We start from the raw sequence: 22,147 nt of genomic DNA on the forward strand, positions 1-22,147 counted from the left end.
CTGCTCAGCACCCCATCACTGTTTTGACGGTTTTCGTTTAATCGCACCCACTTCAACGAGTTCATCAATCGTATACGTGACGACACGCGTCCGATCGTGGAGCTCGACTTGAATGAGTTGGTCCAAAATGTTAAGACCGATTACCCGACCATCACCTTCTGGAATTTTGATTCGCTTGCCGACGTCTGGTAAATCACGTTTCAGTTCTTCATATGTGTCATTCTCATATTTCAAACAGCACATCAGACGACCACATACTCCAGAGATCTTATTCGGATTCAACGAGAGATTCTGGTCTTTGGCCATTTTGATCGAGACCGGTTCGAATTCCCCAAGAAATGACGAGCAGCAAAGAACCCGACCACATGGCCCAATCCCGCTAAGGAGTTTCGCTTCATCACGAACACCGATTTGTCGGAGCTCGATTCGTGTCCGAAACACACTAGCTAAGTCTTTTACCAATTCTCGAAAGTCAACGCGACCCTCGGCAGTAAAATAAAAGATCACTTTATTGCGATCAAATGTATACTCAACATCAACTAGCTTCATTTCTAATTGATGTTCTCGAATTTTTTCTTCACAGACGGCGTGAGCATCAACGGCTGCCAGTCGATTATCGCGTACGATATCCGCATCCTTTTGGTCCGCGACACGAAGGATTGTCTTCAACGGCAGGACGACTTCGTCTTCGCCGAGCTGCTTGTTGACTTGGACGATTTCCCCATACTCAATGCCACGTACCGTTTCAACGATGACATGGTCCCCACGTTTAAGCGTTGCATCGCCTGGTGAAAAGTAATAGATTTTTCCCGCTTCTTTAAAACGGACTCCAACTACTTCAAGCACGCGCTTCTATCCTTTCTGCAAATCGAACGAAAGTCGTTCGAACGTTAATTGAGGATTGACGTTTGCCTCAAGTCGCCAAATGGCCGCATGTACACTTTCAATCGCATGTGTAAGCTTCGTGACAGATCGATTTTGGATAAATGCGTTGTACAAGGCGGCCTCATTCTTAAATAGCTTCGGAGCATACATATCTCGCACTTTTAAATGAAGTGCCTCCTCTAGCCAATGTTCGAATAATTCAAGACCGACTCGCAACTCATTCCGTCCTTTGAAATGCCCTAACCATTTTTCTTGTGCGAACAAGAGCAACTCTTGAGGTCGTTTCGTCAATACTTCAATTAATTGTACCACTAGCCCATACGCCTGTACAAACCACTCCTGCTCAAGCGCTTCTTTCGCGTCATCCCATTTCGGATAAACGGTCAAGGCAAGGTATGCCAAATCATACGTACAGGACAGTTCTTCTGACATCGTTTGCGCCAATTGGGCTCGGTCGATAGGACGAAAAGCAAGTTGTTGCGCGCGCGAACGAATCGTCGGAAGAAGCAACTGTGGTTGTGTCGTCACTAAAATAGCAAGCTTTCCTACTCCCGGTTCTTCAAAGAATTTCAGTAGACTGTTTGCCGCTTGAGTCGTCATCTTGTGCGCTTGATGAATGACGTACACTTGGCGATCACCTTCAGCACCTCGTAGTGATAAATCACTGAGCAATTGCTGAATCTGTTCTTTTTTTATACTCGCACCGTCCGGCTCCACTTCGATGTAGTCGACAATGTTTTTAGAATCCATACGCCGACAGTTTCGACACACTCCACAAGGCTCTGCACCATCTGGTGATTCACAAAATAAGGCTTTGGCGAACAATGTGGCTGTATCAATCAAATAAGGCTCATAATCTCCTGAGAAGATATACGCATGCCCCACTTTATTCGAAACGATTGAATTTTGAATGATGCGAGAAACGACAGTTTGCGACTCGCTCAATTCTTGAAAACGCATATGCCCAACTCCCATTAAAACTGATGGAATCCTTCGATCGGCAAGACGAATACCGTCGCCCCTCCGACTTGTACTTCGACTGGGTAAGGAATATACGAATCCGCATGTCCTCCCATCGGTGAGATCGGCGTGATCATTTGGTCACGGCTCGAGCAGTTCGATTGAATCACGTCCATCAAATCATCAAGACGCTCTTGTGGAATCCCCATCATAAACGTTGTATTACCTTCTTTTAAAAATCCACCAGTCGTGGCTAACTTTGTTGCGCGAAAATCTTGCTCGACGAGTGCGTCGGACAAACGTGCGCTATCCTTATCATGTACGATTGCAATTACCATTTTCATCATATTTGTACGCCTCCTTGTTGTAGTCGTTCAATTGTATAATCAAGTACCTCATCTTGAATACATTCAATCGATTGATCAGCATCAATCCGAACGATTCGTTCTGGATACTGTTTCAGTAACGTTTGGAATCCTGCATAGACACGCTCATGGAATGCTTGATCACGACTCTCAATTCGATCAAGCTGTCCCCGATCTTTCATACGTGCACTTGCCCGTTCCGGGTTTAAATCAAATAAAAAGGTTAGATCGGGTGTGAGACCATTCGTTGCCCATTCATTTAATGAGCGAATCTGATCAAGGTCATACTGCAATCCATATCCTTGATAAGCAATGGATGCATCGATGAACCGGTCGCAGAGGACAATCGCGCCCCGCTCTAACGCTGGACGAATCACTTGTTCCACGTTCTGTGCCCGTGACGCGGCATAGAGCATCATCTCCACGCGTGGGGTCATCTCATGATGATCCGGCGATAATAACACTTCGCGAATCTGATTCCCGACCGTTGTTCCTCCGGGTTCTCGGGTCACGACGATGTCATATCCTTTTTGCTTTAAGTTTTCTACTAATAATTGAAGTTGTGTGGACTTTCCTGATCCATCAGGTCCTTCAACCGTTATAAACATTCCGTTCACGTTTTAAAACTCCTCTACAATAACGTCAATTTGCTCTATCATAACATGCTTACTAGCTTGAAGCTTCCTCCCTAAAGAAATCCATTCCCGGAGCACACGGATTTTTTCTTCTGTAATACGCTCTCCCTTTAGAATCCATGGAATACCTGGTGGGTATGGAATCACCGTCTCTGCTGAAATCATTCCAATTGCTTGGTCGAAAAGAACTCGCTGCATTGGAAGAGGTGTTACAGACGTATATAATTCAGACACGCGCTCGGTTTGTGGAAAGGGGAAAATCGTTTCATCGTCTTCAATGATCGGCACATGGGTAGATGCTTTTTTTATTAATTTGATCCAATGCTCGATTTCCTGTTTCTCTATTTCCCTTAATGGCAAGCAGAATAACACATGATCGACTGCCGCCAACTCGATGTCTATGCCGATTGAGGCGAGATGCTGACTAAAGATTAATCCATTCTTTGGATAAGTCAGAATCGTCACCTTCGTAAAGTCATCTCCGACTTTTACAACAAAACCAGCTCGTTTTAATTCAAGTACAAATTGTGCATGGCTTTTTTGGATAGCAGACCATTCCTCATCCGTTAAACGTTCTAGATAAGAACGAGCATAATCCAATGAAGCCATGATGAGATAAGACGGACTCGAGGTCTGGAAAGAGGCTAATGCATGCTTCAAACGCGCTTCATCGATATTATCTTTATAGTGAACCCAAGCCCCCATGGTTAAGGCAGGCAACGTTTTATGCGCGGACTGTACGACTGCGCTCGCTCCTTCGAAGATTGCAGAGCGACGTGGCAACTGTGGATGAATTAAATGAGCGCCGTGTGCTTCATCGACAAGCAATGGAATGTCTAATAGTGTCAAATAGTCTGAAATCGTTCGAATGTCTGCCATATCCCCGTAATAGGTTGGAGACGTCAACATGACGGCTCTCCCTCCAGGAAATTCTTGAATGGCCTGTTTAATCGTATCTAATGTTACGACCGTCGGGATACCTGTGCCGCGTTCAATGGTAGGCGTTAGTAATACTGGCTTTAATCCTAACCACTCGATCGCGTTCCAAATCGATTTATGTGAGTTCCGTTGAACATATACCCGTTCACCACGTTTCACTGTTGCCGCGAGCATACTCCAATTTCCCACAGTCGATCCGTTGACAAGCCATTTACTTTTACTCTCATACAACTTACCCAATGCACATTCTGCTTGCTCAATGATTCCCGAGGCATCGTGCAAATCGTCTAAATGTGCTAGCTCAGTCAAATCGTAAGGCATGACTTTTGCGAATGCATCAGGTAAGCGATCATCAACCACTGTACCGTTATGATGACCTGGTACGTGGAAAGAGACGCGGTGTTCACGAACATGCTGTTCTAGAACCTCTAAAAATGTAAATGAATTTTCCCGAGCAGGAGCCATCTGTCATTCCTCCTAAACTATCAAAATATGAAAAAAGACGATCAAGCATATGCTTGATCGTCTTTTGCGTTGGCCTGGCAACGTCCTATCCTCACAGGGGGAGATCCCCCAACTACTTTCGGCGCTGAGACGCTTAACTTCCGTGTTCGGCATGGGAACGGGTGTGGCCGTCTCGCTATCGCCACCAGACTTTACAGGGCTTGTTCCCTGAAAACTGAGGATTCATCAACACAAACCATAGACTAGATCAAAGCCTCGACCGATTAGTATCATTCAGCTCCACGTGTCGCCACGCTTCCACCCATGACCTATCTACCTCATCGTCTCTGAGGGGTCTTTCTTGATTGCTCAAAGGGAAATCTCATCTCGGAGGGGGCTTCATGCTTAGATGCTTTCAGCACTTATCCCGTCCGCACGTANGTAGTCTAACGCTCTATCCAGCTGAGCTAAGGGTGCATATGGTGCGGTCGAGAGGACTTGAACCTCCACGGTGTTAACCACCACTAGGCCCTCAACCTAGCGCGTCTACCGATTCCGCCACGACCGCGTATTAAGATGGAGCGGAAGACGGGATTCGAACCCGCGACCCCGACCTTGGCAAGGTCGTATTCTACCACTGAACTACTTCCGCATAAGTATTTAGAGATGCGGGTGAAGGGACTCGAACCCCCACGTCAAAGACACTAGATCCTAAGTCTAGCGCGTCTACCAATTCCGCCACACCCGCATGTGAAATTACGTATTGAATAAAAAATAATGAGAAATGGTGAGCCATGCAGGGCTCGAACCTGCGACCCTCTGATTAAAAGTCAGATGCTCTACCAACTGAGCTAATGGCTCATTAAATTTTAATGGGGCGGCTGAAGGGAATTGAACCCTCGAATGCCGGAATCACAATCCGGTGCGTTAACCACTTCGCCACAACCGCCATGAAAAAATGGTGCCGGCGAAAGGATTCGAACCCTCGACCCTCTGATTACAAGTCAGATGCTCTACCAACTGAGCTACACCGGCGTGTTATATGGTGGCTTTGGACGGAATCGAACCGCCGACACAAGGATTTTCAGTCCTTTGCTCTACCAACTGAGCTACAAAGCCATACGTATTAAATTAAAAATGGCGGTCTCGACGGGATTCGAACCCGCGATCTTCTGCGTGACAGGCAGACATGTTAACCCCTACACCACGAGACCGTTTTAAGTCATATCGACTTTACCTATTTTAAAGGTCATTCTATGTAAAGTCAATAACTTTTTTAAAAAAATAAAGCCTGGCAACGTCCTATCCTCACAGGGGGAGATCCCCCAACTACTTTCGGCGCTGAGACGCTTAACTTCCGTGTTCGGCATGGGAACGGGTGTGGCCGTCTCGCTATCGCCACCAGACTCTACAGGGCTTGTTCCCTGAAAACTGAGGATTCATCAACACAAACCATAGACTAGATCAAAGCCTCGACCGATTAGTATCATTCAGCTCCACGTGTCGCCACGCTTCCNATCAAACTCTCCAAAGAATTTGATATAGCTCTTAAATTGACGAAGCTTGCGCTTCATTCAAAAATTGTAAAACTTATTTTTGCCTCATCGTTCAGTTTTCAAAGTTCGTCTGCCGCTCTTGGCGACTTAAATATCTTACCAAGTGGAGAACAAAAGGTCAACCACTTTTTAAAAATATTTTTTTGTTTTCTTCGTCGCTTATCTCGGCGACGTCTATTAATATATCAGTAAAATAATAACCACGCAACCCTTTTTATTAAAAAGATTAGAGAAATATATAAAAACTTCATTTGTCCAACCAAAACGATTTTTTTCTTTCATTATATAGGACTAAAAATAAAGAAGGCGCGCCATTGGCGTCGCCTTAAGAACGAAGAGACGATAACGAAACATTTCGCTTCTTTGCTTCTTTCAAATAGAAGAAGTAGAGAGCTTCCGCTTGCTTCACTTGAGCAGCTAGCTCTCCCGTGTCCTCTATGCTGACTTCAAGAATCCGACGTTTCGATTCAAACTTAGCCTTAGCTTCTAGCAACTCAGTCAGTAGTCGTTGATCATAATCATCTCTTAACGACTTACGAAACCATTTCATAGTTCTCTTCTACCTTCCATCGCCCGAGATAATGTCACTTCATCCGCATACTCCAAATCTCCACCGACTGGTAAACCATGGGCAAGACGCGTCACGCGAATTCCCGTCGGTTTGAGTAGTCTCGATAAATACATCGAAGTCGCTTCCCCTTCAATGTTCGGGTTGGTCGCTAAAATCACTTCTTGAATCGACTCGTTCTCTTGTAAACGTGTCAGCAAACTTGAAACATTAATATCCTCTGGACCAATCCCTTCCATTGGACTAATGGCTCCATGAAGAACATGATACTTCCCTCTGTACTCCCGCATCTTCTCCATAGCAATCACGTCTCTTGAGTCTTGAACCACACAAACCACCGTTTCATCCCGATGTGAGTCTTTGCAGATTGCACACGGATCAATATCTGTGATGTGGCCACACACGGTACAATACTTTATGTCACGCTTCGCACTCACGAGAGATTTCGCGAACGTCAACACATCGTCTTCTTCCATATCTAATACATGGAATGCTAAACGTACCGCAGTTTTCGGTCCAATCCCAGGTAACTTCGTAAAACTCTCAATCAATCGTCCAATGGCTTCAGGGTATTGCAACTCGCATCGATCCTTTCTTCACTTAAAAGCCTGGGAGGTTCATCCCTTGTGTGAAACGTCCCATCTTATCATTCACAAGCTGATCCGCTTGTTTCATTGCATCATTGATTGCTGCTAAGACAAGATCTTGTAACATATCCACATCGTCCGGATCGACAACGTCTTCAGCAATAATGACGTCTAAAACTTCTTTATGACCGCTGACGACAACTTTCACCATGCCGCCTCCCGCTGTTCCTTCAACCGATAACTCTTTTAATTCCTCTTGAGCTTTCGCCATATCTTTTTGCATCTTTTGCATCTGTTTCATCATGTTGTTCATGTTTCCCATTCCACGCATTCAGAGCGCCTCCCTTATGTTTCTTCGATTTCAACGACATCGCCAAAACGTTCCATCGCCTGCGCAACTAGCGGATCCTCGGTTTCCGGCTCTTCGACTTGTTCCGTTCGTTCTGCTTGTTTTTGAAGGATGAACTCATTTTTTAGTTCATTCCAATCCGTCTCAAGCACCGCCATGATTTCGCGACGAATCCCCGTCACTTCGAATAACGCCTGTTCAATCACATCGCGCGTACGACCATTTGAACTCACTTGTTCATAGTGCCATGTCATTCCATCTTTAAATTGTACCAGTAAGGTGTCACTTGCACAAAGGACAGCTTCACTTTCATAGAAGAGAGCGAAAATCGGACCATCTTGTATCCGAATATTCGTCATGATATCTCCCCAGCTGTCGCGAATCGCATTCAAATGCTGCCGTTCGGCCCGTTGCAAGAGTTGGCGAATCCGTTCTTTCGGCACCCGGATTTGTTTCCGTTTCGGAGCAGGCTTCGGCTTTTCTGCTTCTCCACCTGTCACGACAACACCATTCTTCTTCACTTCATTTAATTCACGGCTCAGTTCACGCACTTGATCTTGTAGTTGTGTCATTTGCTCACTAATTGTACGGCCTTGTTCCGCGATCCGGATGAATGTTAACTCCACCAACACTTTCGGATGGTTAGATAACCTCATCTGCTGTTGGCAATCATTGAGCTCTTCAATCACTTGGAACAATTCATCCGTTGAAGTCGCTTCGACGAACTGACGAAACTCGTCAGTCGGACGAGCACGTTCCAATAAGTCAGCTGCTTGTGGAGATGCTTTCAAGAGTAACGCATCCCGATGAACGAACACTAAATCTTCGATGAAACGTTTCAAGTCCTTCCCTTCACGTAACATCAATTCAAGCGTACTCAAAATGGCATTTAACTCTTTTCGCTGGAGACCATACGCCATGTCGAGCAACGTTTCATCCGTCACGGCACCCGTGACTTCTAACACCGCTTCTTCCGTCAACCGCCCATCACTGAATGCGAGCGCCTGATCAAGTAAACTAAGGGCATCTCGCATCCCGCCATCGGCAGCACGTGCGATGAGTTTCAACGCTTCAGGATCGTAGTCATGGTCTTGGTCGTTCAAAATATAGGCCATCCGCGTTTGCAATTGACTCACTTCATGTCGTTTGACATCGAATCGCTGACAGCGGGAAATGATCGTGGCCGGAATTTTATGTGGTTCTGTTGTAGCTAAGATGAATATCGCATGTGCCGGTGGTTCCTCAAGCGTCTTTAACAACGCGTTGAATGCACCGGTCGATAACATATGCACTTCATCAATGATGTATACTTTGTAACGCCCTTGGGACGGCGGATATTTGACTTTGTCTCGAATCTCCCGAATTTCGTCAACTCCGTTGTTCGATGCGGCATCAATTTCAAACACGTCGGGACTTGTCCCTTCCGTGATGGCGATACACGTCGGACAGGTGTTACATGGTTCACGTGTCGGCGCACTTTCACAGTTGATTGCCTTGGCGATGATTTTCGCCAAACTCGTCTTCCCCGTTCCACGTGGGCCGGAAAATAGGTACGCATGTGACATCCGCTCCTCTAACAGAGCATTTTGAATCGTACGTGTGATATGGACTTGACCGACGACCTCTTGAAACGATTGAGGTCTATATACACGATATAACGCTTGATACGCCATGAGTTCGCCTCCTTCCCTACTGTTCTTCTCTATCTCATCATACAAAAAAATCTACAGCCCGGGGGCCATAGATTGAAGTTATAAAATAAATCTGCCGCGCACCGATTTCTGAAAGCACGTCAACATGCGTTACTCATGCAGTTTGCTCAGCCCAAGCACCCCTGCGGCACACGGTACGTCACCACTTAAGGCTGCTTCCTTCCGGACCTGACCTGGTTCATGGGTGACCGTTGCGCAGGACTCAGACGTCAACGCCACTTACATAAGGCAGACCACACCAGCGCACTCCCTCGAATCGGGATTCAGTCTCGCTACAGCGGATTGCGAGTGACAGGGCACCGCTACCTCCCCACCTAGCACGGCAAATGGGTAAATGAAATTAGGCACTATCTCGAGTGCTATTACATTATACTGTTTAATCGGTTGGGTTGCAACCTCTCTGATTGAGTCGGTCTTGTTTCTTCCTTTCCCGAAGCGCTCGGAAGAAATCTGTCAGGAGCTGTCCACATTCTTCTGCTAAAACATTTTCTGTCACTTCAGCTTGGTGATTGAATCGCTCATCCTGCACCAAGTTCATCAATGTCCCGCAACATCCACCTTTCGGGTCGTGGGCACCGAAAATGACACGTTTCACGCGAGATAACACGATTGCGCCCGCACACATCGGACACGGTTCAAGGGTAACGTATAGTTCACAGTCTTCTAATCGCCAATTCCCTAACATTTCATTAGCCGTTTCAATCGCAATCATTTCGGCGTGTGCTGCCGCCAGACGATCTGTCTCACGACGATTGTGCCCAGTTGCAATCACCTGGTCTCCCTTTACGATTACACAACCAATCGGCACCTCGCCAATGGCTTCTGCTTTCTTCGCTTCTTCGATGGCCAACTGCATAAATCGCTCATCACGTTCCATCGATTCACCTCATTTCTTATTTAAAACTATGAAAAAAAATGAAAATCAAATCCCTCGCCATATCGCTCGTATTGTGTGCTAGAATGGAACTTGCACTTTGGATAATGGAGGATGACATCATATGTTTATAACGGTAGAAGGACCGATTGGTGTCGGGAAAACATCACTGGCCCATATCATCAGTCAGCATTTCTCGATGCAGATGCTGAATGAAATTGTAGAAGAGAACCCATTTCTCGGCAAGTTTTATGAAGATATCGAAGAATGGAGTTTCCAAACGGAAATGTTCTTCTTGTGCAATCGATTCAAGCAGTTGGATGATATTCACAAACACCACTTGAGTCAGCAACAATCCGTCGTTTCGGACTATCATATTTTCAAAAACTTGATTTTTGCTCACCGTTCGCTGAAACCGGCACATTTGAACAAGTACGAGCAGATTTATAAGATTTTGACACATGATATGCCGAAACCTGATGTCGTCATTTACTTACATGCCAGCATTGAGACATTAATGAAACGAGTCGCCTTGCGTGGACGTGAAGTGGAAGAAAATATGTCTCGTGATTACCTCGAACAACTTGCTCACGACTATGAGACGTTTGTTGAATCGTATCGCGCGGCCCATCCAGAAGTGAAGATTCTCTCGTTCAGTGGGGATGAACTCGACTTTGTACACAATCCGGACGACTTGACTCATGTCCTAAAAACGATTGAGCGTGAATTAGAATTAACTAAAGGAGCCCAAATAAAATGAAGCTGATTGATAAATATAACATCCCGAACGATACAATCATTACAATCGGGGGAATGGTCGGGATCGGGAAATCAACGATCACCAATTCATTAGCCGATGCATTGAATTTCCGAACGTCTCTCGAAAAAGTAGATACCAACCCTTACCTCGATAAATTCTATCATGATTTCGAACGTTGGAGCTTCCATCTTCAAATTTACTTCTTGGCAGAACGTTTTAAAGAACAGAAGAAAATCTTCCAATACGGTGGCGGCTTCATCCAAGATCGTTCAATCTATGAAGATACAGGCATCTTCGCCAAGATGCACTATGAAAAAGGGACGATGTCACCAACAGACTACGAAACGTATTCTAGTTTGTTCGAGGCAATGGTGTTGACACCGTTCTTCCCGCACCCGGATCTATTAATCTATCTTGAAGGTTCGTTCGAACAAGTACTCGAACGCATTCAGATGCGCGGTCGCGAGATGGAACAGCAAACACCAATCGCTTATTGGGAAGAGATGTACACCCGCTACACAGAATGGATTAACAACTTCAACCTGTGCCCGGTATTGCGTCTCTCGATCGAAGAGTATGACCTCATCAACGACCCAGATTCAGTCGAACTCATTCTTGAGAAAATTGAAAAGCAACTCACGATTGCACGCGAAGCAAAAGTGAGATAATCAAAAGAAGGATTGCGCCAACGAAAGCGTAATCCTTCTTTTTGTGCATAAAAAAATCCACAGCGCTTATGTCTGTGGATACAAAAAATGCATCTGCCTCTGCAGATGCCCGATTGAAAGCGGAGTTGGTGGGATTCGAACCCACGCGAGCCTTGCGACTCCTAACGGATTTCGAGTCCGTCCCCTTCAGCCGGACTTGGGTACAACTCCAGGCCTAAAAAAGTGTAAAAAAAAGAAAGTGGAGGAGGTGGTGGGATTCGAACCCACGCAGGCTATTACACCCCTGACGGTTTTCAAGACCGTTCCCTTAAACCACTTGGGTACACCTCCAAAAGATATAAAATTGTGTGAGCCTCCAAAAAAGAAATGGAGGAGGTGGTGGGATTCGAACCCACGCAGGCTGTTACACCCCTGACGGTTTTCAAGACCGTTCCCTTAAACCACTTGGGTACACCTCCAAAGCTCATATGCAATTCGTGAGCAACAGTGTCGCTCGACATGATTTATAGTACCAACTGAAGAGACAGATGTCAAACCCTTTTGTGAAAAAACATTAAAAAAATTGAGCAGCCTCAAAATCGAGGCTGCTCAAGCGTTTAGTTCGGCATTTCAATCTTTTCTTTTCCACCCATGTAAGGACGAAGAACTTCTGGAATCACGACCGATCCATCCGCTTGTTGATAATTTTCAAGAATCGCTGCGACCGTTCGTCCGACCGCCAAACCTGAACCGTTCAACGTATGCACAAACTCAGGTTTCGCATTGGCGTCACGACGGAAACGAATTCCCGCACGACGCGCTTGGAAATCTTCAAAGTTTGAGCAAGACGAGATTTCACGATAGACCCCTTGTGCCGGCATCCATACTTCAATATCGTATTTTTTCGCGGCAGTGAATCCGAGATCTGCCGTACACATGCTGAGCACTTGATACGGAAGACCGAGACGTTTCAATACTTCTTCGGCATGACCTGTCAACAGTTCCAATTGCTCATAAGACTCTTCCGGTTTTACGAAGCGGACGAGCTCGACTTTATTGAATTGGTGCTGACGGATCAACCCACGCGTGTCACGTCCCGCTGACCCAGCTTCAGAACGGAAGTTTGCGCTATATGCTGTATACGCGATTGGAAGTTGTGTCTCCGGAAGAATTTCTTCACGGTGCATGTTCGTGACCGGTACTTCAGCCGTCGGAACGAGGAAGTAGTTCGTATCCGCTACTTTAAATGCATCCTCTTCAAACTTAGGAAGCTGACCCGTTCCTGTCATTGAATCACGATTGACCATGTAAGGAGGTAACACTTCAGCGTACCCATGCTCATCTGAATGAAGGTCCATCATAAAGTTGATGAGGGCACGTTCTAAGCGAGCGCCTAATCCTTTATAGAAGACGAAGCGGCTACCTGTTACTTTTCCAGCGCGCTCGACATCGACGATTTGAAGGTCTTCCATCACGTCCCAATGTTGCTTAGGCTCGAAATCAAACTCAGGCTTTGTCCCGATTTCGCGAATCGTCACGTTGTCGTCTTCCGTTTCGCCGATTGGTGTTGATTCGTGCGGGATATTTGGGATGCTGAGTAAAATCAAGTTGAGTTCTGCCTCAACTTCGCGTAACTCTTCGTCCAACAGTTTGATTTCATCGCCGAGGCGACGTGTCTCTAAAATCGGACCTTCGGCATCTTCTTTGTTCCGCTTCAATTCAGCGATCTGTTTTGTCGCTTCGTTGCGCTTCGCTTTCTTCACTTCGACTTCGTTGATCAAGTCGCGACGTTTCTCCTCTAGTTGTGGGAAGCGGTCAAGTGCACTCAAGTCTTCCCCCCGGTGAGCTAACTTTTCTTTAATCCCTTCAAAATCCTGTCGCAAACGTTTAATGTCTAACATTGCTATTCCTCCTTTTTCATATAAAAAAGGTGGCACGTCCCTTTCCCGTAGGAAAGGGACGAACCACCTTGGATCCGCGTTGCCACCCTCGTTGCCCAAATGTTTGAGCCACTCGATGCACGTAACGTGTGCGAACGTGACTTGTTTCCAAGTCAATGCTCCGAGGCCGATTCGGTCACGTCATCTCACTAGTTTGCACCAACCACTAGCTCTCTGTCAGTAGACGTACGTAACGTACTTATTCTCATCATCGCATCTGTCATTGAATTAATCTTACTTTACAACATCTCAACTTGTTCGACAAGACTGATTTTTCCAAGTGCGAGTCGGATTTGATCGAGGAAATCCAAAAAAGCTCGCGTTATTCTCGTCAAGAACGAGGCGGTATCGACCGACTCCGCTGTAACAAGTGCCATCTTAGGAGGAGCCTCTCCCTCTAAATAGCGTACGTTCTCCGAAGAATCGATGGTGACCATGCCTGCCTGTGTGTCAGCCTTAATCGGAGCCTCTAAATCAAGCAGATCATATTCGGGCTCCGGTACGGGTCTTCCTTTTTCGACTAATACTTCAAAGTCGTTCGTCGTTCGGACCGCGACTTGCTCTTCCTCGCCTTGAGAGACCGTTGCCATCTTGGAGATTGTCTCCCCCATCCGCAAGATTGGGGTCATCACGAAATCCGCATAAGCATAATCATGTAGCGCTTTCGTTCCTGCATAACGTCCCTCGTCCGATGTTGCACCGAGGACGACCGACAAAACGGTACGCCCATCCCGTGTGGATACGCCGATGAAACAATATCCCGCCTCATTCGTCGTGCCTGTCTTGAAGCCGAGCATTCCCGGATAAGCGAGGTCACGATTAGCGAGCATGCGATTCGTCGCATCAAATCGAACACCGTCGACGTCCACGTATGCCCGCTTCGTCACGTCGAGCACTTCCGGATACGTCGTCAAATACGCGATCGCGAGCTTCATCAAGTCCTTAGCAGACGTCAAGTTGTCTCCCGGTAGGCCAGCGGATTCAGAATCGAGTCCTGAGGCGTTCGCGAACGTCGTTTGCGTCATCCCTAATTCATCAGCCCGGCGATTCATCTCTTTGACGAATGCCTCTTCCGAACCGGATACGGCCTCCCCGAGCGTTACGGCCGCTTCATTCGCTGAACGAATCAACGCGGCATCGTATAATTCTTTGACGGTATATGGTTTATTTAACAGCGGGATTCGTGCCAACCCCGGCTTTCTCGTCAACGCCAAAGCAGCATCGCTCGGTGTGATTTCTTGTGTCCAACTGAGTTTCCCTGCCTGAATCGCCTCACGCGTCAAAAATGCAGTCATCAGCTTCGTGATTGAAGCCGGCTGAAGCATCGAATCTTCTTGTTTGGCAAATAGAACTTGTCCTGTCGTCACGTCTACAAGCATCGCGCTTGCTGCATCCACTTTCGGAGCGGCCGCAGAGGCAGCCGATGGCAAGATGGTCTGTATGACGAATACGACAGTGAGCAATATGATGAAATAACGGGCCTTCACATCGTTTCCCCTTTCTGTACGCTTCTTTGTTTAGTGTAACAAAAAATAAGTTTGAAGGACCCCCTTTTTGCGAGGTCCCTCAAACTTATACATGTTGACTCTGATTCGCTTTGACCATCTCGATAAAATAGCGATGTAACGAGAGGTCATCCGTCAATTCGGGATGGAACGAGCAAGCCAGATACTGATTGTAACGGACCGCCACAATCGCTTCCTCCACTTCAGCGAGCACATCTACTTCCGGTTCGACACGTGCCACTTGTGGGGCACGAATAAAGACCGCTTCGACTGGCTCATCGATTCCTTTCACTGGAAGGTCGACTTCAAAACTGTCGACCTGACGTCCGAACGCATTGCGTTTCACTGTCATCGGGATTTTCTTCAAGTGGGCGTCATACCCTTCGACTTCGTTCGCGAGAAGAATCATGCCGGCACATGTGCCGAACATTGGTAACGTTTCCGTCTCTCGAAGTGGTTCAAGTAATCCATAACGATCGAGTAGTCGACGCATTGCTGTGCTCTCTCCACCTGGTAACACGAGTCCGTCAATTGACTCCAAGTCTTCTACCGAGCGAACGACAACTGTTCGAGCACCGAGCGTTTCCAGCATGCGAACATGCTCACGAATCGCACCTTGCATTCCTAATACGCCAATCGTTACCATCTTACCAGCCTCGTGGTGCCATGAGTTCTTCTTCTTTGAGTGTGCGGACGTCGAGTCCTTTCATCGCCTCACCCAATCCTTTTGACAAGTGTGCGATTCGCTCATAGTCATCGTGATACGTTGTTGCTTCTACAATGGCACGTGCAAATTTTTCTGGGTTCTCCGCTTTGAAAATACCAGATCCGACAAAGACTCCATCTGCCCCAAGGTGCATCATCAAGGCAGCATCCGCTGGTGTCGCGATTCCACCTGCCGCAAAGTTTACGACCGGCAGACGGCCCGCTTCACGGATTTGCATCAATACTTCAAACGGTGCACCGAGGTCGCGCGCCTCTGTCATGACTTCATCCACACTCATCGACAAGAGGCGTTTCACTTGCGCTTGGACTGTACGCATATGACGAACCGCTTCGACGATGTTCCCTGTTCCTGGCTCCCCTTTTGTACGAATCATCGCTGCCCCTTCACCGATACGGCGGGCTGCTTCACCAAGGTCGCGTGCTCCACATACGAACGGTGCCGTATAGTCACGCTTGTACAAGTGGAACTCTTCGTCGGCTGGTGTCAACACTTCACTCTCGTCAATGAAGTCGACCCCCATCGACTCGAGGACACGGGCTTCAGCGATATGTCCGATCCGGCATTTTGCCATAACCGGTACAGATACTGCACCCATGACGTCTTCGATGATTGTCGGGTCAGCCATACGGGCAACGCCACCCATTTTACGGATATCTGATGGTACACGTTCGAGCGCCATGACAGCCACAGCACCGGCAGCTTCAGCGATTTTCGCCTGTTCAGCGTTGATGACGTCCATGATGACGCCACCTTTTTGCATTTCAGCCATCCCACGTTTTACTTTATCTGTCCCTACTTGTCTCTTTTCCATTGAAATCCCTCCATTGATTCGTGTTCTACTTGCTAGTATAAGTTGAATTGACTATATTAAAAGTGCCAGTTTCTCATTATTTAAAGTGGTCAGTTTTAAATAAAGGACTCTATTTCATCTATCACGAACCTGTTGAAGTATAAAGGAGGAATACGTATGTTAAACCGCGATTCGTTTGATGAGGGTCATCGTGCCTCATTCGGGACACCCGGGATTGTCTCTTTCATCATCATTCTTGGGTTTATGCTCTACTTCTTTTTTGGTTCGTAAAGAAAGGAACGTCACACCATGGATATGCTTACCTTATCGCTTGATCAAGAATCGTCCATCCCGCTTTACGAGCAATTGTATAAGCACATTCGGGATGCCATCCTCGACGATACGTTAAAGACAGGAACCAAATTACCTTCAAAGCGTAAGCTCTCTCAATTTTTAGATGTCTCGCAGACCACAGTCGAGTTCGCGTATGCCCAGTTACTCGCCGAAGGATACATCGAGTCCATTCCTCGAAAAGGATTTTATGTGTTACCTCAAGAGGAACTGTACGTCCGGCGCTCGAGTAGTACCATCACACCAGCCCCTCAGCGAAAGACATATGATTATGATGTTTCCCCGAGTCAAATCGACACGACTGCCTTCCCATTTGAACGATGGAAGCGACACATCAAACATGTCGTCGATGACGTGAATCATGAATTACTTGCGTTAGGTTCTGTTCAAGGAGATCTAGAATTACGCCAAGAAATCGCCACATATCTTTATCACTCCCGTGGCGTACAGTGTTCACCAGAACAGATCATCGTCGGGTCCGGTACGGAACAGCTGTTGCCACAACTCTTGAATCTATTACCGGACTCGTCTATCTTCGGGATCGAAGACCCTGGTTATCCGCTCACGCGCTTGTTGTTCGAACAACAAGGACGCACATCGATTCCTATTCCCGTAGACGATAGTGGTGTTTGTGTGAATGAGCTCGAGCGTCATGCAATCGATGCACTATATGTCACACCTGCTCATCAATTTCCGACAGGGACCGTCCTGTCTGTCAGTCGAAGGCAACGTTTGTTAAATTGGGCACTCGTCCATCAGACGTATATCATCGAAGACGATTACGACAGCGAGTTTCGCTATAGCGGCAAGCCGATTCCGTCACTGCAGAGCATGGACCCGAACGAACGGGTTATCTATATCAGTACGTTTTCAAAATCTCTCATGCCATCCTTACGCATCGGCTATATGGTCTTACCGACACCCTTGTTAAACCGTTACCGGGAACGACACCAGTATTTCACCTGTAGCGTTCCCCGGTTCGAACAACAGACGTTGGCCTTATTTATGTCGAGCGGTGACTTTGAGAAGCATTTGAACCGGATGCGAAAAATATACCGTCGTAAGTTAGAAAGTGTCCTCTCCGCCTTCCGACCATTCGAACCGACCGTCACCGTGACCGGAGCAAGTGCCGGATTGCACGTCGTGTTGACCATCGCGACCGAGCGAACAGAGCAAGAATTGAAGCGGTCCGCCGAATCCGCCGGAATCGCCATTAAATCCATGAACGACTATCGCATCGTGCATCCGGACTCCCACAAGCAATTTCTATTCGGGTTTGCGCATTTGTCTGAGTCGACTTTACCTGACGTGATCGTTCAGTTGATGCTTGCGTGGGAAGTTTCAAAAGGAGGGAAGTCATGAATCGACGTATCCGGTGGCTCATCGGACTTTTACTCATTGGGAGCGGCATCCTCTTTTTGACGAGTCCGATTTGGAAAAATGCCATTGCCAGTTCGACGAGTGAATACGTGGTGGAACAGATGGAATTTCAAGAAGAGAGCGAGTTTGATCCAAGCTATGATTTTAAAGCCGTCAGTCCGCTCTCTGTATCGGACGTCCTACAAGCGCGCAATCGGTTTCATAATTTGCCGACAATCGGCGTGATTTCGATTCCCGATGTCTCACTGAAACTTCCCATCATGAAAGGATTGGACAATGAAAGTCTCACGGTAGGCGCCGGAACGATGCATCCTGAACAAGAGATGGGCAAAGGGAACTACGCGCTCGCCGGCCACTACCTACAACGAGCAACTGCCCTATTCGGACCGCTCCATGAAATCGTGGTCGGTGCCACGATCTACCTTCAGGATGAAACGCAAACGTACGAGTATGTAGTCACTTCGCTTGAAACCGTCTCTCCTGAACGAGTCGATGTATTAGATGTCACCTCAACCCCAACCATCACGTTAATCACGTGTACGTTCGATACGACAGAGCGCCTGATTGTAAAAGGGAAGCTTGTCGCCTCATCCTCTTGACCGCTTCTCCTTTCAGAATAGGAGAGGCGGTTTATTATTTTTTCAAAAACATATTGTTAGCGCTTTCAAGTTCCGATAAACTATTTTTGAAAACGTTTGCATAAAAGTGTGCAAATCCATTTGACAGGAAGAGGTGCCTCATGAAAAAAACAACCGCTCGTCAGGCTTCAACGCTGATCCTTTCCGGAGCATTACTCATTCAAGCCGGTGTCCCGATGAACGCATTGGCCGAACCGACCACGATGACGATTGATGGATTGAAAACAGACTGGAGCTCGATCCCAGCCCTTGCGACTTCCCCGGCTACGGGTTGGCAAGGATTTGATGTCGGTGATTTATACATACAAAACGATGCTCAACATCTTTATTTTTATGTAGATGCGAACAATGTCCCGAATTGGGGCGACAACGGACAATACATTAACATCGCTCTTCAAATTAACGATGAAGATTCTGGCGTCTCTGAAAATCCACTCGGATACCCATTCGACTTTACAGGCGTCGACAAGGCACCTCAATATCATGTTCTCGTTCGTGTCGATGGCGATCAAACAGTCAAAGAGGCCGCCCTTTATAAGGCCGGACAGGATACCCCCCTCTTACAATTGAACCAATTGAACGGTGCGGCTTTCACAGTGGACCGGACGAAAGGATTCGAAGGAAAGATTCCATTATCCTTACTCGGGCTAAACAATGGAGACCAAGTTCGTGCCTTGACTGTATTGAGCGGCAATAATGCAGGAGAGCATGGTGCGTTCGATACGATTCCAAGTAACGCGGCCAACCAACTGGCGAACAGCTGGAACGTCGCTGCTACTCCGTCGACGCAATCCGTATATAGTGCCCCGTTCACGTTAAATGGGGTGGAGACGATTGATCAGCTTGAGGTCGTTTCGGTGACCCCGGCTTCATCCTCGATCGACGTGGATGTGTCTACCCCAATCACATGGACGTTCAACGAACCTGTCCGTCTCGATACTGAAGCAGTCACGCTTCAACAAGGAGAGACAAAAATCCCGGTCGACGTGACAACGAACGGTTCGACCGTGACACTTCAGCCGAAAGAGGCACTCGCACTCGACACGTCATATACGGCGACCATCCCAGCGGATGCGGTGACAGGGACGATTTCCAACACGTCACTCCCTGCCTTGACGACTTCGTTCAAAACGGCAACCAAGCTCGCCGATCCATGGGAAACGACTCGTTATATCGAGATGAAGTATGTCCGCGCGGATGGAGATTATACGGATTGGAACTTGTGGACGTGGAGCACCGGTAAAAAAGACGGCCAAGTTGACCCGTATCGCATCACGGAGGACGGGGCCATCTTCCGAATCCCCGTTGGCCAAGACGCCACCAAAGTCGGATTTGTGATCCGAAAAGGAACGGATTGGGCTGTGAAGGACGCATACGGAGAAGACAGATACGTCACGCTCGGAGAAGACCGTGTCACGAAGGTCCTCGTCGAAAGCGGCAAAGGTGTGTTCCATCAAGTTCCGACAGTCAACGGACCAGTGTACGGTACAGACGGGATCAGTTTCTTCTACCGCGATGTAGCACTCTATGAATCCGGAAAAATAAATGAAATCGAACAGGTCGCACTCAAAATCAATGATGAAACTTATCCGATGACGTATGAGCCTGAAAACGAATGGTTCCGCCACACAGTGCGTTTGCCTGAAGGCGTTCATGATTACACGTACCTCGTCACAAAAGACGGGGTGACGACTGAAGTGAAGGATCCGTACTTTGAGGCTTCTCAAATCGAGTATCGCCAACCGACCGTCAAACTCACTTCTTCAGTCAGTCCAAAAGCGATTAGCTCCAGAGAAAATGCCGTCCTACGGGTAAAACCAACCTTACCGAAGGGAGTGACGCTTCGTGAACTCTATATCGATGCACGACCTCTCGGAGGACCCGCTAAGTTGCACATCGACCGTGCATTGAATGCTCAAACCATTGCGGTGAAAGATACGATCAAACCAGGAAACAAGACGCTCTCTGTCACAGCCGTCGACCAGTATGGAAATGTCCATCGCTCGAAGACCACCATCCGTGTCGTTCCGAAATCGATGAAAGAGAAACAAGCATTTGATTGGGATGAGGCACGAATCTACTTCATGCTAACCGACCGCTTCTACAACGGGGACGTGTCCAATGATAATCCGAACCGTGAGTACTATGATAAAGACCATCTGGAATCGTACCATGGTGGAGACTTTGCGGGTGTCACAAAAAAACTCGATTATTTAGATGACTTAGGCATCAATACAATCTGGATTACACCGATTGTGGATAACATCGATTGGGATTTGCGTTATGGGAAAGATGGGTCTCAATATGGCTATCACGGATATTGGGCGAAAAACTTTGAAAAACTTGATGAACACCTTGGAGATATGGCCGCATTCCATAAATTGATTGACGAGGCGCATAAGCGTGGCATCAAAATTATGGTCGATGTCGTCTTGAACCATCCAGGCTACGGCATGGAACCAGGTGCAAGTTCAGCCGTCACGAATTTCCCGACGGATGCAGAACGACAAGTATTCGATGGCATGATTCGCGAGAATCCGGTCGATGGGGACGACCTCAGAATGTCCTTATCTGGTCTTCCTGATTTCAAGACCGAGGAAGCGGCCGTGCGGGAGCAATTGGTCAAATGGCAGACGGATTGGATCAAACGTTCGAAAACGAAAAAAGGAAATACGATCGACTATTTCCGTGTCGATACGGTCAAACATGTAGATTCAACGACGTGGAAATCATTCAAAAATGAGCTGACAACAATCAAGCCAAATTTCAAACTCATCGGCGAACACTATGGAGCCAGCATCAACAATACAGGCGGTTATCTGCGGAGTGGACAAATGGATTCCTTGCTCGACTTCGATTTTAAATACCAGGCCGAGCGATTCGTAAACGGCAACATTGAAGATGTAGAAAAATCGCTCCAATATCGGAATAACCAATTATCGAATGAAGCAACGCTTGGACAATTCTTAAGTAGCCATGACGAAGATGGATTCCTCGTCTCGCGCGCAGATGGAGACACAGGTAAGCAAATGGTCGCTGCTGCCCTTCAGATTACGGCCAAAGGTCAACCGGTCATCTATTACGGAGAAGAAGTCGGGCAATCTGGGAAACATGCAGGGGATATGGATAAAGGTGAGTTCAATGAGAACCGCTATGACTTTGACTGGTCACGTGTCAAAGGAGAAGGGAAAGCGATGCATACGCATTACCAAAAACTATTGAATATCCGTGCAGACTATTCTCACGTATTCAGTAAAGGAACACGATCATCCGTCTCTGTGAATGCCAATTCTGGTTACTCGATTTTTGAGCGGGCCTACGGCAAACAGTCCGTTCTCGTCGGATTGAACACGAAAGAGAAAGCACAAACCGTTTCATTTAAGACGTCGTATAAGGCGAAGACTATTTTGATTGACCGCTATAGCGGCAAATCATACACTGTTCAAAAAGACGGGAAGGTGACCGTCTCACTTCCTGCTCAAGATCAGGGAGGTACCGTCATTTTAGTCGAGAAACGCAAATAAAGAACCGCCAT

Annotated in this window: 19 protein-coding genes, 10 tRNA genes, 2 rRNA genes, 1 other RNA gene and 2 other annotated features; of the genes, 5 read left to right on the top strand and 27 right to left on the bottom strand. The window is 47.2% G+C overall.

Going from position 1 to position 22,147, the window contains the following annotated elements:
* Positions 1 to 15: 15 nt before the first annotated feature.
* The 20 genes from GVY42_RS10635 to tadA form a co-directional block, all read right to left on the bottom strand.
* The gene (locus tag GVY42_RS10635) at positions 16 to 846 is read right to left on the bottom strand and encodes a stage 0 sporulation family protein (RefSeq protein ID WP_074035285.1); all 831 of its coding nucleotides are present in this window, start codon (positions 844 to 846) and stop codon (positions 16 to 18) included.
* Positions 847 to 852: 6 nt separating this feature from the next.
* Complete coding sequence (locus tag GVY42_RS10640; RefSeq protein WP_078145937.1) at positions 853 to 1,845, bottom strand: DNA polymerase III subunit delta'; 993 nt, start codon at positions 1,843 to 1,845, stop codon at positions 853 to 855.
* 14 nt (positions 1,846 to 1,859) lie between these two features.
* On the bottom strand, positions 1,860 to 2,189 hold the full coding sequence (locus GVY42_RS10645) for a cyclic-di-AMP receptor (protein WP_031421800.1): 330 nt from the start codon (positions 2,187 to 2,189) through the stop codon (positions 1,860 to 1,862).
* Entirely contained in the window at positions 2,189 to 2,827 is a 639-nt protein-coding gene (gene tmk, locus GVY42_RS10650; RefSeq protein WP_159563180.1) for a dTMP kinase, read from the bottom strand. Before tmk ends, GVY42_RS10645 begins: the two co-directional genes overlap by 1 nt.
* Before the next feature lie 3 nt (positions 2,828 to 2,830).
* Positions 2,831 to 4,249: an aminotransferase class I/II-fold pyridoxal phosphate-dependent enzyme gene (locus GVY42_RS10655; protein ID WP_159563181.1), complete on the bottom strand. Its 1,419-nt coding sequence runs from the start codon at positions 4,247 to 4,249 to the stop codon at positions 2,831 to 2,833.
* Positions 4,250 to 4,321: 72 nt separating this feature from the next.
* A 5S ribosomal RNA gene (rrf, locus tag GVY42_RS10660) occupies positions 4,322 to 4,438 on the bottom strand.
* A gap of 66 nt (positions 4,439 to 4,504) precedes the next feature.
* Positions 4,505 to 4,737: a sequence feature (23S ribosomal RNA rRNA prediction is too short), on the bottom strand.
* 68 nt (positions 4,738 to 4,805) lie between these two features.
* Positions 4,806 to 4,880: transfer RNA gene (locus tag GVY42_RS10670), tRNA-Gly, on the bottom strand.
* Positions 4,881 to 4,895: 15 nt separating this feature from the next.
* Positions 4,896 to 4,976: transfer RNA gene (locus GVY42_RS10675), tRNA-Leu, on the bottom strand.
* A 37-nt stretch (positions 4,977 to 5,013) separates the two neighbouring features.
* Positions 5,014 to 5,089: transfer RNA gene (locus tag GVY42_RS10680), tRNA-Lys, on the bottom strand.
* Positions 5,090 to 5,101: 12 nt separating this feature from the next.
* Positions 5,102 to 5,177, bottom strand: a tRNA-His gene (locus GVY42_RS10685).
* A gap of 10 nt (positions 5,178 to 5,187) precedes the next feature.
* A tRNA-Thr gene (locus tag GVY42_RS10690) sits at positions 5,188 to 5,263 on the bottom strand.
* 8 nt (positions 5,264 to 5,271) lie between these two features.
* A tRNA-Phe gene (locus GVY42_RS10695) sits at positions 5,272 to 5,347 on the bottom strand.
* A 19-nt stretch (positions 5,348 to 5,366) separates the two neighbouring features.
* Positions 5,367 to 5,442, bottom strand: a tRNA-Asp gene (locus GVY42_RS10700).
* A gap of 75 nt (positions 5,443 to 5,517) precedes the next feature.
* Positions 5,518 to 5,634, bottom strand: a 5S ribosomal RNA gene (gene rrf / locus GVY42_RS10705).
* A gap of 475 nt (positions 5,635 to 6,109) precedes the next feature.
* Complete coding sequence (locus tag GVY42_RS10710) at positions 6,110 to 6,334, bottom strand: YaaL family protein (RefSeq protein ID WP_031424056.1); 225 nt, start codon at positions 6,332 to 6,334, stop codon at positions 6,110 to 6,112.
* Entirely contained in the window at positions 6,331 to 6,930 is a 600-nt protein-coding gene (recR, locus tag GVY42_RS10715; RefSeq protein WP_012727753.1) for a recombination mediator RecR, read from the bottom strand. Before recR ends, GVY42_RS10710 begins: the two co-directional genes overlap by 4 nt.
* Before the next feature lie 22 nt (positions 6,931 to 6,952).
* The gene (locus GVY42_RS10720; protein WP_012727754.1) at positions 6,953 to 7,270 is read right to left on the bottom strand and encodes a YbaB/EbfC family nucleoid-associated protein; all 318 of its coding nucleotides are present in this window, start codon (positions 7,268 to 7,270) and stop codon (positions 6,953 to 6,955) included.
* 14 nt (positions 7,271 to 7,284) lie between these two features.
* Entirely contained in the window at positions 7,285 to 8,961 is a 1,677-nt protein-coding gene (dnaX, locus tag GVY42_RS10725; protein WP_159563182.1) for a DNA polymerase III subunit gamma/tau, read from the bottom strand.
* Between the two features lie 94 nt (positions 8,962 to 9,055).
* Positions 9,056 to 9,323, bottom strand: an RNA gene (gene ffs / locus GVY42_RS10730) — signal recognition particle sRNA large type.
* 53 nt (positions 9,324 to 9,376) lie between these two features.
* A complete protein-coding gene (gene tadA, locus GVY42_RS10735; protein WP_159563183.1) occupies positions 9,377 to 9,877 on the bottom strand; it encodes a tRNA adenosine(34) deaminase TadA in 501 nt (166 codons plus the stop codon).
* 121 nt (positions 9,878 to 9,998) lie between these two features.
* On the opposite strand from tadA, the gene GVY42_RS10740 reads away from it, so the two are divergent.
* The gene (locus GVY42_RS10740) at positions 9,999 to 10,634 is read left to right on the top strand and encodes a deoxynucleoside kinase (protein ID WP_012727757.1); all 636 of its coding nucleotides are present in this window, start codon (positions 9,999 to 10,001) and stop codon (positions 10,632 to 10,634) included.
* Positions 10,631 to 11,302, top strand: a complete 672-nt coding sequence (locus GVY42_RS10745) for a deoxynucleoside kinase (protein WP_074035276.1) — start codon at positions 10,631 to 10,633, stop codon at positions 11,300 to 11,302. The genes GVY42_RS10740 and GVY42_RS10745 overlap by 4 nt, the downstream gene beginning before the upstream one ends.
* A gap of 120 nt (positions 11,303 to 11,422) precedes the next feature.
* On the opposite strand, the gene GVY42_RS10750 is transcribed toward GVY42_RS10745, so the two are convergent.
* The 7 genes from GVY42_RS10750 to pdxS all read right to left on the bottom strand — a co-directional run bounded on the left by GVY42_RS10750 (position 11,423) and on the right by pdxS (position 16,264).
* A tRNA-Ser gene (locus GVY42_RS10750) sits at positions 11,423 to 11,512 on the bottom strand.
* A gap of 29 nt (positions 11,513 to 11,541) precedes the next feature.
* A tRNA-Ser gene (locus GVY42_RS10755) sits at positions 11,542 to 11,632 on the bottom strand.
* A 37-nt stretch (positions 11,633 to 11,669) separates the two neighbouring features.
* Positions 11,670 to 11,760 (bottom strand) — tRNA-Ser (locus tag GVY42_RS10760).
* A 138-nt stretch (positions 11,761 to 11,898) separates the two neighbouring features.
* Positions 11,899 to 13,182: a serine--tRNA ligase gene (gene serS / locus GVY42_RS10765; protein ID WP_012727759.1), complete on the bottom strand. Its 1,284-nt coding sequence runs from the start codon at positions 13,180 to 13,182 to the stop codon at positions 11,899 to 11,901.
* A 51-nt stretch (positions 13,183 to 13,233) separates the two neighbouring features.
* Positions 13,234 to 13,442: a binding site (T-box leader), on the bottom strand.
* Positions 13,443 to 13,460: 18 nt separating this feature from the next.
* Positions 13,461 to 14,708: a D-alanyl-D-alanine carboxypeptidase family protein gene (locus GVY42_RS10770; protein WP_159563184.1), complete on the bottom strand. Its 1,248-nt coding sequence runs from the start codon at positions 14,706 to 14,708 to the stop codon at positions 13,461 to 13,463.
* A gap of 85 nt (positions 14,709 to 14,793) precedes the next feature.
* Positions 14,794 to 15,372, bottom strand: a complete 579-nt coding sequence (pdxT, locus tag GVY42_RS10775; RefSeq protein ID WP_159563185.1) for a pyridoxal 5'-phosphate synthase glutaminase subunit PdxT — start codon at positions 15,370 to 15,372, stop codon at positions 14,794 to 14,796.
* Position 15,373: 1 nt separating this feature from the next.
* Positions 15,374 to 16,264 carry a pyridoxal 5'-phosphate synthase lyase subunit PdxS gene (gene pdxS, locus GVY42_RS10780; RefSeq protein ID WP_012727762.1) on the bottom strand — a complete coding sequence of 297 codons (891 nt, stop codon included), beginning with the start codon at positions 16,262 to 16,264 and terminating at the stop codon, positions 15,374 to 15,376.
* Positions 16,265 to 16,552: 288 nt separating this feature from the next.
* Here pdxS and GVY42_RS10785 point away from each other — a divergent pair, with 288 nt between their 5' ends.
* The 3 genes from GVY42_RS10785 (at position 16,553) to GVY42_RS10795 (ending at position 22,136) form a co-directional block, all read left to right on the top strand.
* Positions 16,553 to 17,956, top strand: coding sequence for a PLP-dependent aminotransferase family protein (locus tag GVY42_RS10785; RefSeq protein WP_159563186.1), 1,404 nt, complete (start codon positions 16,553 to 16,555; stop codon positions 17,954 to 17,956).
* Positions 17,953 to 18,573, top strand: coding sequence for a class A sortase (locus GVY42_RS10790; protein ID WP_159563187.1), 621 nt, complete (start codon positions 17,953 to 17,955; stop codon positions 18,571 to 18,573). The genes GVY42_RS10785 and GVY42_RS10790 overlap by 4 nt, the downstream gene beginning before the upstream one ends.
* A gap of 140 nt (positions 18,574 to 18,713) precedes the next feature.
* The gene (locus tag GVY42_RS10795; RefSeq protein ID WP_159563188.1) at positions 18,714 to 22,136 is read left to right on the top strand and encodes an alpha-amylase family glycosyl hydrolase; all 3,423 of its coding nucleotides are present in this window, start codon (positions 18,714 to 18,716) and stop codon (positions 22,134 to 22,136) included.
* Positions 22,137 to 22,147: the final 11 nt, after the last annotated feature.

The sequence above is a fragment of the Exiguobacterium sp. 8A genome (genome assembly GCF_902506275.1).
In the GTDB taxonomy this organism is placed as follows: Bacteria; Bacillota; Bacilli; order Exiguobacteriales; family Exiguobacteriaceae; genus Exiguobacterium; species Exiguobacterium profundum.